General features: G+C 63.0%; 11 protein-coding genes. 7 read left to right on the forward strand and 4 right to left on the reverse strand.

All coding sequences use genetic code 11. The annotated features are described in order from the left end of the window. Window positions 1-240: 240 nt before the first annotated feature. On the forward strand, window positions 241-558 hold the full coding sequence (gene sugE / locus CAG44_RS27115) for a quaternary ammonium compound efflux SMR transporter SugE (RefSeq protein WP_009686221.1): 318 nt from the start codon (window positions 241-243) through the stop codon (window positions 556-558). Window positions 559-567: 9 nt separating this feature from the next. On the opposite strand, the gene CAG44_RS27120 is transcribed toward sugE, so the two are convergent. Continuing rightward, window positions 568-2,445, reverse strand: coding sequence for an MFS transporter (locus tag CAG44_RS27120; protein ID WP_015269262.1), 1,878 nt, complete (start codon window positions 2,443-2,445; stop codon window positions 568-570). A 269-nt stretch (window positions 2,446-2,714) separates the two neighbouring features. On the opposite strand from CAG44_RS27120, the gene CAG44_RS27125 reads away from it, so the two are divergent. Next, window positions 2,715-3,893: an MFS transporter gene (locus CAG44_RS27125; protein ID WP_085693473.1), complete on the forward strand. Its 1,179-nt coding sequence runs from the start codon at window positions 2,715-2,717 to the stop codon at window positions 3,891-3,893. Window positions 3,894-4,119: 226 nt separating this feature from the next. Then, a complete protein-coding gene (locus CAG44_RS27130; RefSeq protein ID WP_085693475.1) occupies window positions 4,120-7,596 on the forward strand; it encodes a hybrid sensor histidine kinase/response regulator in 3,477 nt (1,158 codons plus the stop codon). Here the strand turns inward: CAG44_RS27130 and rmuC are convergent. After that, a complete protein-coding gene (gene rmuC / locus CAG44_RS27135) occupies window positions 7,568-8,941 on the reverse strand; it encodes a DNA recombination protein RmuC (protein ID WP_170929316.1) in 1,374 nt (457 codons plus the stop codon). The genes CAG44_RS27130 and rmuC overlap by 29 nt on opposite strands. A gap of 292 nt (window positions 8,942-9,233) precedes the next feature. Then, the gene (locus tag CAG44_RS27140) at window positions 9,234-9,653 is read right to left on the reverse strand and encodes a tetratricopeptide repeat protein (protein WP_085590149.1); all 420 of its coding nucleotides are present in this window, start codon (window positions 9,651-9,653) and stop codon (window positions 9,234-9,236) included. 952 nt (window positions 9,654-10,605) lie between these two features. Between CAG44_RS27140 and CAG44_RS27145 the strand changes: the two genes are divergently transcribed. The 3 genes from CAG44_RS27145 (at window position 10,606) to CAG44_RS27155 (ending at window position 12,990) form a co-directional block, all read left to right on the forward strand. Continuing rightward, the gene (locus tag CAG44_RS27145) at window positions 10,606-10,830 is read left to right on the forward strand and encodes a hypothetical protein (protein ID WP_003257337.1); all 225 of its coding nucleotides are present in this window, start codon (window positions 10,606-10,608) and stop codon (window positions 10,828-10,830) included. A gap of 249 nt (window positions 10,831-11,079) precedes the next feature. Continuing rightward, a complete protein-coding gene (locus tag CAG44_RS27150; RefSeq protein WP_025338041.1) occupies window positions 11,080-11,562 on the forward strand; it encodes a hypothetical protein in 483 nt (160 codons plus the stop codon). A gap of 147 nt (window positions 11,563-11,709) precedes the next feature. Continuing rightward, a complete protein-coding gene (locus tag CAG44_RS27155; RefSeq protein ID WP_085693477.1) occupies window positions 11,710-12,990 on the forward strand; it encodes an OmpP1/FadL family transporter in 1,281 nt (426 codons plus the stop codon). A gap of 151 nt (window positions 12,991-13,141) precedes the next feature. On the opposite strand, the gene CAG44_RS27160 is transcribed toward CAG44_RS27155, so the two are convergent. After that, entirely contained in the window at window positions 13,142-14,071 is a 930-nt protein-coding gene (locus CAG44_RS27160) for a LysR family transcriptional regulator (protein ID WP_085693479.1), read from the reverse strand. A 114-nt stretch (window positions 14,072-14,185) separates the two neighbouring features. Here CAG44_RS27160 and CAG44_RS27165 point away from each other — a divergent pair, with 114 nt between their 5' ends. Then, a complete protein-coding gene (locus tag CAG44_RS27165) occupies window positions 14,186-14,446 on the forward strand; it encodes a DUF2798 domain-containing protein (protein WP_085693480.1) in 261 nt (86 codons plus the stop codon). The last annotated feature ends 400 nt before the right edge of the window (window positions 14,447-14,846 follow it).

Genomic DNA, 14,846 nt, shown 5'->3' on the forward strand with positions numbered 1-14,846 from the left:
CGAACCTTAACCCTTCGACGCCGAATAGATTGCGGCAAGCCAACTACGCATCCAGATTCAGTATTGCAGAAACTGGGAGGACCATAGATGTGGGAGCGGGCGTGCCCGCGAAAGGGCCGGTACAGGCTTGCCCCTAGGGCTGCAGGTGTGCACCATGTATCCACTGTGAGGACGACCTCACGACGCACCGCGTGACCATTCCGGGGACGGCCCCATCATTCACAACGATGGAGACGCACCATGTCCTGGATCATCCTGTTCTTCGCCGGCCTGTTCGAGGTCGGCTGGGCCGTCGGCCTGAAATACACCGACGGCTTCAGCAAGCCACTGCCCACCGTCCTCACCGTCGCCGCCATGGCCATCAGCCTGGGCCTGCTGGGCCTGGCCATGAAAGAGCTGCCGCTGGGTACCGCCTATGCCATCTGGACCGGCGTCGGCGCCGTCGGCACGGTGATCGCCGGCATCATCCTGTTCGGCGAGTCCATGGCCCTGGTACGCTTGGTCAGCGTGGCGCTGATCATTACCGGCCTGGTCGGCCTGAAAGTCAGCGCCAGCTGACGCCCTCCCCTAGCGCAGGTTGCCGCGCAGGCGGCTGACCTGCTCACGCAAGGCTTCTGGCTGCGCCGCCTCCACCGGGATGGCGGCGCCTGCCACGATGGTCACCCGCGACCACAGGCGCTTGAAAAAGCCCTTGGCCGGGTCACGGCTGAAGAAGCTGCCCCACAGCCCCTGCAAGGCCAACGGAATGACCGGCACCGGGGTTTCTTCGAGGATGCGGTTGACGCCGCCCTTGAACACATCGATTTCGCCATCCCCGGTCAGCTTGCCTTCAGGGAAGATGCATACCAGCTCGCCATCGGCCAGGTACTCGGCAATGCGCGCGAAAGCACGTTCGTAGATGGCCAGGTCTTCGTTGCGCCCGGCAATCGGGATGGCGCCTGCGGTGCGGAACACGAAGTTGAGTACCGGCAGGTTGTAGATCTTGTAGTACATGACGAAGCGGATCGGCCGGCGGATCGCCCCGCCCAGCAGCAGCGCATCGACGAACGACACGTGGTTGCACACCAGCAGCGCCGCGCCTTCGTCGGGGATGCGTTCGAGGTCGCGGTGCTGCACACGGTACATCGAATGGCTGAGCAGCCAGATCAGGAAGCGCATGGTGAACTCGGGCACGATCCTGAAGATATAGGCGTTGACCGCGATATTGAGCAGCGACACCACCAGGAACAGCTGCGGGATGGTCAGCTCGGCCAGGCCCAGCAGGATGATGGTGAGCACTGCCGACACCACCATGAACAGGGCATTGAGGATGTTGTTGGCAGCGATCACCCGGGCGCGCTGGTCTTCGGCGGTGCGGGCCTGGATCAGCGCATACAGCGGTACGATGTAGAAGCCGCCGAACACCCCAAGGCCGACGATCGACAGCAGGATCCACCAGGCCTGGCCCATGCCCAACAGCGCCAGCCAGTCGTGCGGTGCCGCCGCAGCCGGTACATCGCCGGAGTGCCACCACCAAAGCAGGCCGAACAGGCTCAGGCCGAACGAGCCGAACGGCACCAGGCCGATTTCCACCTTGCGCCCGCTCAGCCGCTCGCACAGCAGCGAACCCAAGGCAATCCCCACCGAGAACAGGGTCAGTACCAGTGTCACCACCGTGCCATCACCGTGCAGCCAGTCCTTGGCGTAGGCCGGGATCTGCGTGAGGTAGATGGCACCGACGAACCAGAACCACGAGTTGCCGACGATCGAGCGCGACACCGCCGGCGGCTGCCCCAGGCCCATGCGCAGGATCGCCCACGACTGCCTGAAGATGTTCCAGTCCAGCGGCATTTGCGGCGAAGCGGCAGCGGCCCGCGGGATCCAGCGGCTGGCCAGGTAACCGAGCACGGCGGTGCCGACCACGCCACCAGCCACCACGGTGGCATAGCTGTCAGCCGACATCATCACCCCGGCGCCGATGGTGCCGGCGAGGATGGCCAGGAAGGTACCGGTTTCCACCAGCCCGTTGCCGCCGACCAGTTCTTCTTCGCGCAGGGCCTGCGGCAGGATCGAGTACTTCACCGGGCCGAACAGCGCCGAGTGAGTCCCCATGCCGAACAGCGCCACCAGCATCAGCGCCAGGTGGTTGGTGATGAAGCCGAGCGCGCCTACCGCCATGATCGCGATCTCGGCCAGCTTGATGGCCCGGATCAGCGCATCCTTGGCGAACTTCTCGCCAAACTGCCCGCCCAGCGCAGAGAACAGGAAGAACGGCAGGATGAACAGCAGGGCGCACAGGTTGACCCAGATCGAACGGTCACCGTCGCCCAGGCTGAGCTTGAACAGGATCGCCAGGATCAGCGACTGCTTGAACAGGTTGTCGTTGAAGGCACCCAGCGACTGGGTGATGAAAAACGGCAGGAAACGCCGCTTGCCGAGCAAGGTGAATTGCGAGGAGTGACTCATCGTCCTTGGTCCTGAGGGCTTTTCAATTGGAGGCGCGCCGGGCGCGACAAGCCACAAATCTGCATGGGAAATGCACTGACTGGCAAGCGCGGTGATTCTGTAGCAAGCCTGTCCCGGCCTCATCGCCGGCAAGCCGGCTCCCACAGGTACCGCACATGGCTTGAGATCAATGCGGTCGAGGTGGGAGCTGGCTTGCCGGCGATGGGCTGCAGAGCAGCCCCCATTTGTCATATGCTCCGATTCGGCTATTCCACAACAAGGACGTGGCAATGCTCGCCGCCATCAAACGCTACCCGCACACTGTGCGCCTGCTGCTCACCACCACCTTCACCCTCACCGTCGCCCGTGCCCTTACCCTGCCCTACCTGGTGGTGTACCTGGCCGACAACTTCCAGCTGCCGATCAGCCAGATCGGCCTGCTGATCGGTGGCGCGCTGATCATCGCCTCGCTGCTGAGCCTGTATGGCGGCCATCTGGTGGATACCTTGCGCAACCACACACTGGTCAGCGCCAGCACCCTGCTGTTTGCCCTGGCCTTCGTCGGCGCGGTCGCCAGCAACTCGGCGCTGCTGTTCTTTCTCTGCCTGGTAATGATCAACCTGGCCCTGGCAGTGGTCGACATCGCCGCCAAGGCGGGCTTCTGCGCCTTGTTGCCGGTGGAGGAACGGGCCGAAGTGTTCGCCATCAAGTACACCCTCAGCAACGTCGGCTACGCCGCCGGCCCGCTGCTGGGCGTGGCCATGCTGGAGCTGAACGACCATATGCCGTTCATCGCCTCTGCCCTGCTCGGCCTGGCCATGTGCCTGGCCTACTGGCGCCTGGGGGACCGCAGCCTGCAGGCCAGTGCACCGGACAAGCCCGGGGCCGGCTTTGGCCAGGTGGCGCTGGGGCTGGCCCGTGACCGGCGGCTGGTATGCTTCACCCTGGGCGGGGTGCTGAGCGCGGTGGTATTCGGCCAGTTCACCGCCTACCTGTCACAGTACCTGGTGGTGACCAGCAGCCCGGCCGAGGCGGCGCGCCTGATCGGTTACCTGGTGACCACCAACGCGGTGACGGTGATTGCCCTGCAGTACCTGATCGGCCGCCGCATCAGCCGCCAGCGCCTGATGCCCTGGCTGCTGGCTGGCATGAGCCTGTTCATCGCCGGGCTGCTGGGCTTTGCCCTGGCCGGTTCGGCGCTGGCGTGGTGCCTGGCGATGCTGGTGTTCACCCTGGGCGAGATCATCGTGATCCCGGCCGAGTACATGTTCATCGACCTGATCGCACCGGAGCACTTGCGTGGGGTGTATTACGGTGCGCAGAACCTGTCCAACCTCGGTGCGGCGCTGGGGCCGGTGATGGTGGGGTTTGCCCTGGTGCATCTGTGGCCGGGGGCGATCTTCTACCTGCTGGTGTTGTCGGTGATACTGGCGGGGGTGTTTTATTGGCTGGGTACCCGCAGTAATTGATGTTGGCTGTACTGGCCTCTTCGCGGGCTTGCCCGCTCCCACAGGGATATCACATACCTTGAGGGCAGCGCCGTACCTGTGGGAGCGGGCAAGCCCGCGAAGAGGCCAGTACAGGATGCCCCCTGCGACCACCTGCCACTGCGACCATCGTCTGCGCTGACGAAGCGGCACCTGCGTGCCAGACTGATTGATCGGGACCGCGTTATCTTTTTGCTTCGGAGTCTTCATGTCGTTGTCCAGCGGGCTGATCGCCGTGGTCGCCCTGGCCTATATGGCCATCATGTTCGCCATCGCCTTCTACGGCGACCGCCGCAGTACGCCGTTGCCGCCGAAGCTGCGTGCCTGGGTGTACAGCCTGTCGCTGGCCGTGTACTGCACCAGCTGGACCTTCTTCGGCGCGGTCGGCCAGGCCGCCGAACAGCTCTGGGCATTCCTGCCGATCTACCTGGGCCCGGTGCTGCTGCTGATCTTCGCGCCCTGGGTGCTGCAGAAGATGGTGCTGATCAGCAAGCAACAGAACATCACCTCGATCGCCGACTTCATCGCCGCGCGCTACGGCAAGTCGCAGTCCCTGGCGGTGGTCGTTGCGCTGATCTGCCTGGTCGGCGTGCTGCCGTACATCGCCTTGCAGCTCAAGGGCATCGTGCTGGGGGTGAACCTGCTGATCGGCGCCAATGCCGACGCCACCGGCACCCGCGTGCAGGACACCGCACTGGTGGTGTCGCTGGTACTGGCACTGTTCGCCATCGTCTTCGGTACCCGCAGCCTGGACGTGACCGAACACCACCGTGGCATGGTCCTGGCGATTGCCTTCGAATCACTGATCAAGCTGCTGGCCTTCCTCGCCGTGGGCATCTTCGTCGTCTTCAACCTGTATGACGGCTTCGACGACCTGTTCAGCCAGGCGCGCCAGTCGATCCACCTTCAGGACTATTGGCAGGAGACCATCAATTGGCCGTCGATGGTGGTGCAGACCGCCGTGGCGATGATGGCGATCATCTGCCTGCCACGGCAGTTCCACGTCACCGTGGTGGAGAACATCGAACCCCAGGACATGCGCCTGGCGCGCTGGGTATTCCCGATGTACCTGGCGCTCGCCGCATTGTTCGTGGTGCCGATAGCCCTGGCCGGGCAGATGCTGCTGCCGGGCACGGTGATCTCCGATTCGTTCGTCATCAGCCTTCCTCTGGCCGAGGCACACCCGAGCCTGGCCCTGCTGGCATTCATCGGCGGCGCCTCGGCGGCCACCGGCATGGTCATCGTCGAGGCCGTGGCGCTGTCGACCATGGTCTCCAACGACATGCTGCTGCCCTGGCTGCTGCGCCGTACCAACGCCGAGCGGCCGTTCGAGGCGTTCCGCCACTGGATGCTCTCGGTACGCCGGGTGACCATCGTGGTGATCCTGCTGCTGGCGTATGTCAGCTACCGCCTGCTGGGCTCCACCGCCAGCCTGGCGACCATCGGCCAGATCGCCTTCGCCGCCGTGACCCAGCTGACCCCAGCCATGCTCGGTGCGCTGTACTGGAAGCAGGCCAACCGCCGCGGCGTGTTCGCTGGCCTGGCCGCAGGTATTTTCCTGTGGTTCTACACTTTGGTGCTGCCGATTGCCGCGCACAGCGTGGGCTGGTCGCTGCAGCTGTTCCCAGGGTTGGCGTGGCTGCACGGCAACCCGCTTGACCTGCCGATCAGCCCGCTGACCCAGGGCGTGGTGCTGTCGCTGGCGGGCAACTTCACCCTGTTCGCCTGGGTCTCGGTGCTGTCGCGCACGCGGGTTTCCGAGCATTGGCAGGCCGGCCGCTTCATCGGCCAGCAGACCAGCGCCAGGCCCAGCAGCAAGCCGCTGCTGGCGGTGCAGATCGACGACCTGCTGACCCTGGCCTCGCGCTTTGTCGGCGAAGAACGCGCCCGGCAGAGCTTCATCCGCTTCGCCTACCGCCAGGGCAAGGGCTTCAACCCCAACCAGAACGCCGACGGCGACTGGATCGAACACACCGAACGCCTGCTGGCCGGCGTGCTCGGCACCTCGTCGACCCGCGCCGTGGTCAAGGCCGCCATCGAAGGCCGCGACATGCAGCTGGAAGACGTGGTGCGTATTGCCGACGAAGCCAGTGAGGTGCTGCAGTTCAACCGCGCCCTGCTGCAAGGGGCCATCGAGAACATCAACCAGGGCATCAGCGTGGTCGACCAGAACCTGCACCTGGTGGCCTGGAACCGCCGTTACCTGGAACTGTTCAACTACCCCGACGGGCTGATCAGCGTGGGTCGGCCGATCGCCGACATCATCCGCTACAACGCCGAGCGTGGCCTGTGCGGCCCGGGCGAGGCGCAGGTGCATGTGGCGCGGCGCCTGCACTGGATGCGCCAGGGCCGTGCGCACTCCTCCGAGCGCTTGTTCCCCAATGGCCGGGTGATCGAACTGATCGGCAACCCGATGCCGGGCGGCGGTTTCGTCATGAGCTTCACCGACATCACCCCGTTCCGCGAGGCCGAGCAGGCCCTGCGCGATGCCAACGAAGGCCTGGAGCAACGGGTGGCGGAACGCACCCAAGAGCTGTCTCAACTGAACCAGGCGTTGTCCGAAGCCAAGAGCCGTGCCGAAGCGGTGAGCCAGTCCAAGACCCGCTTCCTGGCTGCGGTCAGCCATGACCTGATGCAGCCGCTGAACGCCGCCCGGCTGTTCTCCGCCGCCTTGTCGCAGCAGGCCGAGGGCATGAACGAAGAGGCCCGGCAACTGGTGCAGCACATGGACAGCTCGCTGCGCTCGGCCGAAGAGCTGATCAGCGACCTGCTGGACATCTCGCGCCTGGAAAACGGCAAGATCACCCCGGATGCCAAGCCCTTTGCCCTCAACGAGCTGTTCGATACCCTGGGTGCCGAATTCAAGGTGCTGGCCGCCGAGAAGGGCCTGGAGTTCCGCCTGCGCGGCAGCCGCCTGCGGGTGGACAGCGACATGAAGCTGCTGCGCAGGGTGCTGCAGAACTTCCTGACCAATGCCCTGCGCTATGGCAAGAGCCCGATCCTGCTGGGCGCACGGCGCCAGGGTGAACAGTTGTGGCTTGAGGTGTGGGACCGCGGCCCGGGCATCGCCGACGACAAGCTGCAGGTGATCTTCCAGGAGTTCAAGCGCCTGGACAGCCACCAGACCCGCGCCGAGAAGGGCCTGGGCCTGGGCCTGGCGATCGCCGACGGCCTGTGCCGGGTGCTGGGGCACAAGCTGGAAGTGCGCTCGTGGCCGGGCAAGGGCACGGTGTTCCGCGTCAGCGTACCGATTGCCCGCCAGGCCGCCCCGGCGCCCACCGCCCCGGTGGAACAGGGCGGCCAGCCACTGGCCGGGCTGCAGGTACTGTGCGTGGACAACGAAGACAGCATCCTGATCGGCATGAACAGCCTGCTCAGCCGCTGGGGTTGCCAGGTGTGGACCGCGCGCAACCGCGCCGAATGCGAAGCCCTGCTGACCAAGGGCATGCGCCCGCACCTGGCGCTGGTGGACTACCACCTGGACGACGGCGAGACTGGTACCGGGCTGATGGGCTGGCTACGTGCGCGCCTGGGTGAGCCGGTGCCGGGCGTGGTGATCAGCGCCGACGGCAGCAAGGAAACCATCGCCATGGTGCATGCCTCTGGCCTGGACTACCTGGCCAAGCCGGTCAAGCCGGCGGCCCTGCGCGCCATGCTCAATCGCCATCTGAGCCTGGTTCAGTAAGCGCTTCGTCCGGCAACGCCTCGTCGGACAGCGCCCGCTCCAGCAGGTCGGCCGGCAGGCTCTTGCTGGCGCGGGCGCCCAGCAGCTTCAGCTGTTCGCTGCGGCTGACCAGGTTGCCGCGCCCTTCGCACAGCTTGTTGCGCGCGGCGGCATAGGCCTTGTCCACCTGCTGCAGGCGGCTGCCCAACTCGTCCAGGTCCTGGATGAACAGCACGAACTTGTCGTACAGCCAGCCGGCGCGCTCGGCGATCTCGCGAGCGTTCTGGCCCTGGCGTTCCTGCTTCCACAGGCTGTCGATCACCCGCAAGGTGGCCAGCAAGGTGGTCGGGCTGACGATCACGATCTGCCGATCGAAGGCCTCCTGGAACAGGTTCGGCTCCGCCTGCAGGGCTGCCGAGAAGGCGGCCTCGATCGGCACGAACAGCAGCACGAAATCCAGGCTGTGCAGGCCTTCGAGGCGGTTGTAGTCCTTGCTCGACAGGCCTTTGACGTGGCTGCGCAGCGACTGCACATGCTGCTTGAGCGCGGCCTCGTCGTTGCCGGCGACGAACTGCTGGTAGGCGGTGAGGCTGACCTTGGCATCCACCACTACCTGCTTGTCGCCGGGCAGCATGATCAGCACATCAGGCTGGAAGCGCTCGCCATCTGCGCTCTTGAGGCTGACCTGGGTCTGGTATTCACGGCCCTTTTCCAGGCCGGCATGCTCCAGTACCCGTTCGAGGATCAGCTCACCCCAGTTGCCCTGGGTTTTCTGGCCCTTCAGCGCCTGGGTAAGGTTGGTGGCTTCGTCGGACAGGCGCAGGTTCAGTTGCTGCAGGCGCTCCAGCTCCTTGCCCAGCGAGAAGCGCTCGCGGGCTTCCTGCTGGTAGCTCTCCTCCACGCGTTTTTCGAAAGCCTGGATGCGTTCCTTGAGCGGGTCGAGCAACTGGCCGAGATGCTGCTGGCTGGTCTGGGCGAAGCGCTGCTCGCGCTCGTCGAAGATCTTGGTAGCCATGTCGGCGAACTGGGCACGCAGGGTGTCGCGGGCTTCCTGCAGGTCTTCCAGGCGCTGCTGGTGGCTTTCCTGCTGCTCGCGCAGTTCGGCGTCCAGGCGTGCGGTCTGGGCCTCCAGGCGGCGCAGTTCGGCTTCGCGGTTGGCACGCTCGAGGTTCCAGGCGTGGGCGGCGTCACGGGCGTTGTCGCGCTCGATCTGCAGCAGTTCCAGCTCACGCCCCTGGGCGGCCAGCTGGGTCTGCTTGACGGTGTTGGCTTCGCTGAGGTCGCTGACCTCGTCGCGGCTGGCATCCAGTTGCGCCTGCAGGCCGGCCAGGGCCAGCTGGGCAGCATTGAGGCGCTCTTCGAGCAAGGCCTGCTCGCCTTGCCGCGCACCCTGGCGGCGCTGCACCTGCATGACCCAACCCAGGCAAGGTAATGCACCTGCCACCAAGCCCAGCAGAATGCTGGCCAGATCCACTGTCATGCTTACCCCGAATGATCCTGGACGAATGCATCGCAGCTTATCAGCCTGAGCGGTGTGTTGCCTGTTCCGGCCTCTTCGCGGGTAAACCCGCTCCCACAGGGATTGCACAGTATCCGAGGTATAGCTATTCCTGTGGGAGCGGGTTTACCCGCGAAGAGGCCAGTGCTGGCAACACACCTCAGGCATGGAACCACTGCATCAAAAGCCGCCGCGCTTCCTGCGACCCCTGCCCCGCCGCCAGCTCCAGCCAGTACCGCGCCTGCTCCGGCTCGCTGTGCTGGCACAGCCGCGCATACTCCAGCTGCGCCCGCCGATCACCGGCGCGGGCTGCCTGGCGCAGCAGTTCATGGCCAATACGACGGTCACGGGCATTGCCGCAATCGCGGCACAACATCTGCCCCAGGCGGCTTTGCGCCACGACCACGCCCTGGCGCGCTGGCTGTTTCAACAGGCGCCCGGCCAAGTGCTTGACCTGCGGCTTGTCACCCAGGCGCGGGTTGTCGAGCAGCCACAAGGCCACTTTGAGAGAGAAACGTTTTGGGGGAGGCGCAGGCGTCGATGCAGCGGGGCTGGCGAGGGGTTTACCGCGAAACTTCATGAGCAACAGGTTTGGCAACTCGAAAGGCGCGCCACTCTACCCTTTTTCTTGCGCCTTGGCCTTTCGATTTCCGGAGGATTGAAAAAAATTTTCAATGATCTTTTCTTGACGTTTTCAAGTGGATGACCAACAGGTCTCCCGGAGCATGTCGATTGTCGGACAGTTCAATGTATTGCTGGCACGCCCGTCCTAGAGCAAGCGCTAGGGACAATCCACAGTTCCTGTGGATAACTCGGTGGACAACCCCCTCCCATCCCCCGCAAACCCCCATGAATTGGGGCTTTCGCTCAAACTGACGATTTTTTCACCAGCTAAAAATAGTGTTTTTTTTCATTGACTTAACCGCCCAGTCAAGGCATTGGCGAGGCTGTCGTGGCGTGTTGCCAGGCAGTTGCAAGCGCTGCTCCGAATGTGAACAAGTGCACCATAAACCTTCATTTGAGTGCACGAAATCGGTACATCAGGCCGGATGCGGGCCTTTTGCCCCCTCTTCCCAGCAGGGCAAATACGCGCCATACTGCTCGGCTCACCTGAACAAACATGAAATGCTTGCCAAGCGCCTGTATTTCCGCTAAGGTGCGCCTCGTTAGTACCAAGCTGAAAGTCAATTCTGGCCTCAAGCGTCCTTGCAGACCCGCTCCTCCCAAGGGTGGCGCTGCTGAAACCAGGACCGGCCCATTCGATGATTCACTCGCCAGCCACGCGCTGCTCAAGCACGAATCACGTGACAGATTGATCAGGATCCCACACCGACGGCCTAGAACCTTGGCCCCGGCGTGCTGCCTGCCTTCTGAAGTACCTACCAGTCAGCCCATGCGCCCACATTTGATTGCGCTCCCTCTGGCTGCCCTGTTCCAGTCAGGTTCGTTCGTCCCTTAATAAAGGCGTCACTGGAACGTTTCTATCATGCACGGATCATAACCCCGTGTTTAAAGCAGGAACCTCCAACAATATGCAAACTCATCATCAGATTCAGGCTGCCATTGGCACCCTCTCCCAGGCCTTCTCGCCGTTGAAGTGCCTTATCGTTGCCCCTCGCAAGGGCAGCTTCAGCTTTACCCTGGTAGACGAACACGGCGTCGCCTGCCACACCGAGCGCCTGTACCCCGAACAGTACAGCCGCAGTGAACCGCTGCAGGCGGTCATCGCCCGAACCCGCCAGTCGCTCACCGCGTGAGCGGCGAATACTGCGGTATTCAAGCGCTGAATCATCCCATCGCAAGCCTGCCTGAACGTTCGTGGCGTAATTGCCTTAAGGCATATAGCCCGGTACGTCAGGCAGCAATCGATTTAAAAACAGCCCTTTACACCACGATTATCACACTACACTTCAACTCGAGCGGTGCTTGCCGCTTCCGGCGGGCCTGATCACTCACCAGCTGCCAAGCTCCAGCGCCCGTCCGGCCCTTAACTGCTCGAGGGCATCATGGGTATCGCGGCGAATGAATTGTGTCAGTATGTGATCCGACCCACCCTGGTCTACCTGAACCGTCACTGCGCCAGCGCCGAAGCCTTGTTGCTGGGCATCGCCGCCAGCCAGTCGGCCCTGGGGTCGGCCTTGCACGACCGTCGTGGGCATGGCCTTTACCGTATCGGCGAACACCGTCACCAGGCGATCTGGGACGACTACCTTGCCCGTGACCCCGACCTGGCCAGCCTGGTCCGCGGCCTGGCCAGCCAGCACGCCTTTCTCGGTGGCCCGCACCTGGAACTCACCGTCAACCTGCGCTATTCCACCGCCATTGCCTGGATGCTCGTCGAAGAGCAGGCCACGCCACTGCCTGCCGCCGATGACCTTCTCGCGCTGGCGCGGATCTGGCGACAGATTTTCAACCCACAAGGTCGCCTGCGCGACTTCACCCACGCCTGGCATACCTGCATAGATCAGAGATTGCCGCAGGCATCTTAAGACGCGTCCTACAACGCACCCGGAAAAAAGGGAATTTTGGTCGGATTGTCCTACAAAACCGCTCTATCTCCTGCGATTGAGGCTATAGCGCGGCGCGTGATTTGTTGGTAGCTTTTCGCCCCGGAGATCCCAAGGAGTTTTCTAATAATGAAAAAAGTAATGCTCAAAACCTCCCTCGGCATTGCCGTTGCTCTTGCTTCCAGCCAACTGCTTGCTGCAGGTTTCGCGCTGAACGAGCAAAGCATCAGCGGCATGGGAACCGGTTTTGCGGGACGTTCGTCTTCTGCCGAAGATGCCAGCACTGTGTATGGCAACCCTGCAGGCATGTCGCGCCTGAAGCGCGAACAGGTCACCGTGGGTGGCGCAGCCGTCATTGCCAAGTCTGATATTTCGGGTCGTGGTAGCAATTTCGGGGGGGAAACCGATGGCGACATGGTCCCGGTCGTGGGCGTGCCCATGGGTTACTACGTCAAGCCGATCGATGATCATTGGAGCGTCGGTTTCGGTGTTTACGTGCCATACGGCCTGATCACCGACTACGGTAGCGATGACGCGGCACGCTACTGGGGCAAGAAGAGCAAGGTCGAGGTTGTCACCTTCCAGCCAACCATCAGCTATGCCTTCAACGACAAGGTGTCGATCGGTTTTGGCCCGACCATCAACCGTATCAAGGGTGAGCTGGGCTCGAACCTGAGCAGCAAGGCGCTGCTGGGCCCCAACGGCCCGGATGGCGAAGTCAAGATCAAGGGCGACGACACCGCGATCGGTTACAACATCGGCGTTCTCGTACAAGCCACAGACCGTACCCGTCTGGGCCTGACCTATCACTCGATGGTCGACTACAAGCTTGAAGGCGATACCCGTGTTTCCTACCCGATTGCGGCCCTCGGCCTGAACGGCAAGTTCGACGCCAGCCTGAAAATCAAGACGCCAGAGTCGGTGGACTTCTCGGTCACCCATGAACTGGATGACCACTGGACCCTGTATGCGGGCAGCACGTGGACTCGCTGGAGCCGCCTGGAGAGCATCGTTGTCAAGAACGAAGCACCGGCGGGCTACCCACTGCAGACCATCACCGAAGAGCAGAACTGGCATGACACCTGGGCACACGCCATTGGTGCTGCCTACAAGGTCAACAAGGAGTGGACCCTGCGTGCAGGCTTCTCCGTCGACCAGTCGCCCACCAACAACCACGATCGCTCGCCGCGCATTCCTACCGGCGACCGTAAAGCGGTCAGCTTTGGTGCCGGCTGGAGCCCGAACGATGACATGACCATCGATGTTGCCTACTCCTACCTGTGGGAAGAGGACACCAAGGTCAACAATCTGCCGAGCTCGCAGACAGAAGGCTTGTTGAAAGGCAGCTACCAGGCCAAGTACGAGAACAGCGCTCACGGTATCGGTGCGTCCCTTACCTACCGCTTCTGATAGCTTCAAGTAAGTCGGGGCCGCTTTGCGGCCCATCGCGACACAAGGCCGCTCCTGCAACGACCGCACAAAACCGATTCTACGGGTTCATGCGGACGCTGCAGGAGCGGCCTTGTGTCGCGATGAGCTGCAAGCAGCCCCAATATCTTTTTCAGGCCTGCACCTGCCAGCTGTCACCCAGGCATTCGCGCAGGTAGTCCATGAACACACGCACTTTTGCAGTCATGGCGAAGCGATCGGCCAGGCACAGGTAGATATCCATCGGTTCGGTCTGGGCATAGGCCTGACCGCTATCGCTGTATTCGAACAACGATACCAGCGCCCCGGCGGCCAGATGCGGCCGGACGATGAACTCGGCCAGGCGGGTGATGCCGCCATCGTGCAGTGCCATCTGGGTCAGGGCATCGATGTCGTCGCTAATCAGGACACTGCCGAACTCTGCCTCGAACCGCAGCCCGTCGCGCATGAACCCCCAACGCAGGAAGCGCCCATCCACCGGGTAGCGGAACACCAGGCAGCGGTGGTCACGCAAGGCCTCGGGCGTGGCCGGCACGCCGGCGCGTTGCAGGTAACCGGGCGAGGCACAGCAAATGAACGGTATACGGGCGATATGCCGGGCCAGCAACTGGTCTTCGAGTTGCGGGGCAATGCGCAGGCTCACGTCCACATCTTCCCGCGCGTGGTTGACCCGGCGATCAGTCGTTACCAACTCTATCGAAAGCAGTGGGTAGCGGGCATTGAACGCGGGTATCAATGGCGCCAGCACGTGGCGACCGAAGGCGGACGTCGAGGCAATGCATAGCCGCCCTTGGGGCTCACTGTCGGGGGTGGTGACGGCCTGTTCGGCCAAGGCCAGGTCGCGCTCGATGTGCCTGACGCGCTCGTAATACTGAGTGCCGGCGGGTGTCAGCGCCATACTGCGGGTGGTGCGGCTGAGCAGGCGAACCTGCAAGTGGCCCTCCAGGCGTGCCAGGTTCTGGCTGACCGCGGCCGGGCTCAGGCCCAGGTTGCGGGCACCGGCGGCGATGCTGCCGGCTTCGACCACCTTGATGAAGCTGCGAATGGCGTTGAGCAGGTCCATGCTGGGCCCCTGGATTCGTAAGAATCTCTTTATAAAGAACTCAATGCGGCTGGTCTACAGCTGCTGCCGGATGCGATGCTAACTTGCGCCTCTACTTACTTTTCAGGAGTTCGCATGAGCAACCTGTCCCAGGCACGCAGCCGACGCAAATTGCACCCGGGCGCCACGCCCTACGTTTTTGCCTTCTACATGTCGTCGATCATGGCGCTATTGATGTGTTTCGTGATCACGGCAGCGAATGGGGGGATTAACCCTGAATACCTTGGCAACGTGCTGAAGGCTTACCAGTTGGCGATGCCTGTGGCGTTCGTTTGTGTATTGATGGTCAGGCCGGTGGTTATGCGGTTGGTGGCGATTAGTGTGCATGCAAAGTGAAGTAACCTGAAACCCAGACAAGTCCCCGGCTCTTGCTCTTGCTCTTGCTCTTGCTCTTGATCTTGATCTTGATCTTGATCTTGATCTTCGCGACTTCAGGAGGCCGAGCAGAGGGCTTGCGGAGGGAGGTGACGGGCATGGATGCCCGTCAAGCGCTGAGGCCCCATGGATGGGGCCTGCAGCGCGTACTCCCGGGAGCAAGACCGGCGCGAGGGAACCCCGTAGCGTAGCGGAGGGGCCGGATGATGGGAGCGCAGCGTTTTTTGGTTACTTTTTGTCGCGTTTGACAAAAAGTGACTCGCCGTAAGGGCGAAAAGGTGAGTAAGCGTCGCCATCGTAAATGGACTATGCGCGAGATCAAGACCAGTACTTTTTCGCTCTTCGCTCTTCGCTCTTCGCT

Source organism: Pseudomonas sp. B13(2017), assembly GCF_002113245.1.
In the GTDB taxonomy this organism is placed as follows: Bacteria; Pseudomonadota; Gammaproteobacteria; order Pseudomonadales; family Pseudomonadaceae; genus Aquipseudomonas; species Aquipseudomonas putida_Z.

What these genes read in the sequence shown, in the direction of transcription:
- sugE (WP_009686221.1), top strand. Translation starts at nt 241, where the DNA reads ATGTCCTGGATCATCCTGTTCTTCGCCGGCCTGTTCGAGGTCGGCTGG.
- CAG44_RS27120 (WP_015269262.1), bottom strand. Translation starts at nt 2,445, where the DNA reads ATGAGTCACTCCTCGCAATTCACCTTGCTCGGCAAGCGGCGTTTCCTG.
- CAG44_RS27125 (WP_085693473.1), top strand. Translation starts at nt 2,715, where the DNA reads ATGCTCGCCGCCATCAAACGCTACCCGCACACTGTGCGCCTGCTGCTC.
- CAG44_RS27130 (WP_085693475.1), top strand. Translation starts at nt 4,120, where the DNA reads ATGTCGTTGTCCAGCGGGCTGATCGCCGTGGTCGCCCTGGCCTATATG.
- CAG44_RS27140 (WP_085590149.1), bottom strand. Translation starts at nt 9,653, where the DNA reads ATGAAGTTTCGCGGTAAACCCCTCGCCAGCCCCGCTGCATCGACGCCT.
- CAG44_RS27145 (WP_003257337.1), top strand. Translation starts at nt 10,606, where the DNA reads ATGCAAACTCATCATCAGATTCAGGCTGCCATTGGCACCCTCTCCCAG.
- CAG44_RS27150 (WP_025338041.1), top strand. Translation starts at nt 11,080, where the DNA reads ATGGGTATCGCGGCGAATGAATTGTGTCAGTATGTGATCCGACCCACC.
- CAG44_RS27155 (WP_085693477.1), top strand. Translation starts at nt 11,710, where the DNA reads ATGAAAAAAGTAATGCTCAAAACCTCCCTCGGCATTGCCGTTGCTCTT.
- CAG44_RS27160 (WP_085693479.1), bottom strand. Translation starts at nt 14,071, where the DNA reads ATGGACCTGCTCAACGCCATTCGCAGCTTCATCAAGGTGGTCGAAGCC.
- CAG44_RS27165 (WP_085693480.1), top strand. Translation starts at nt 14,186, where the DNA reads ATGAGCAACCTGTCCCAGGCACGCAGCCGACGCAAATTGCACCCGGGC.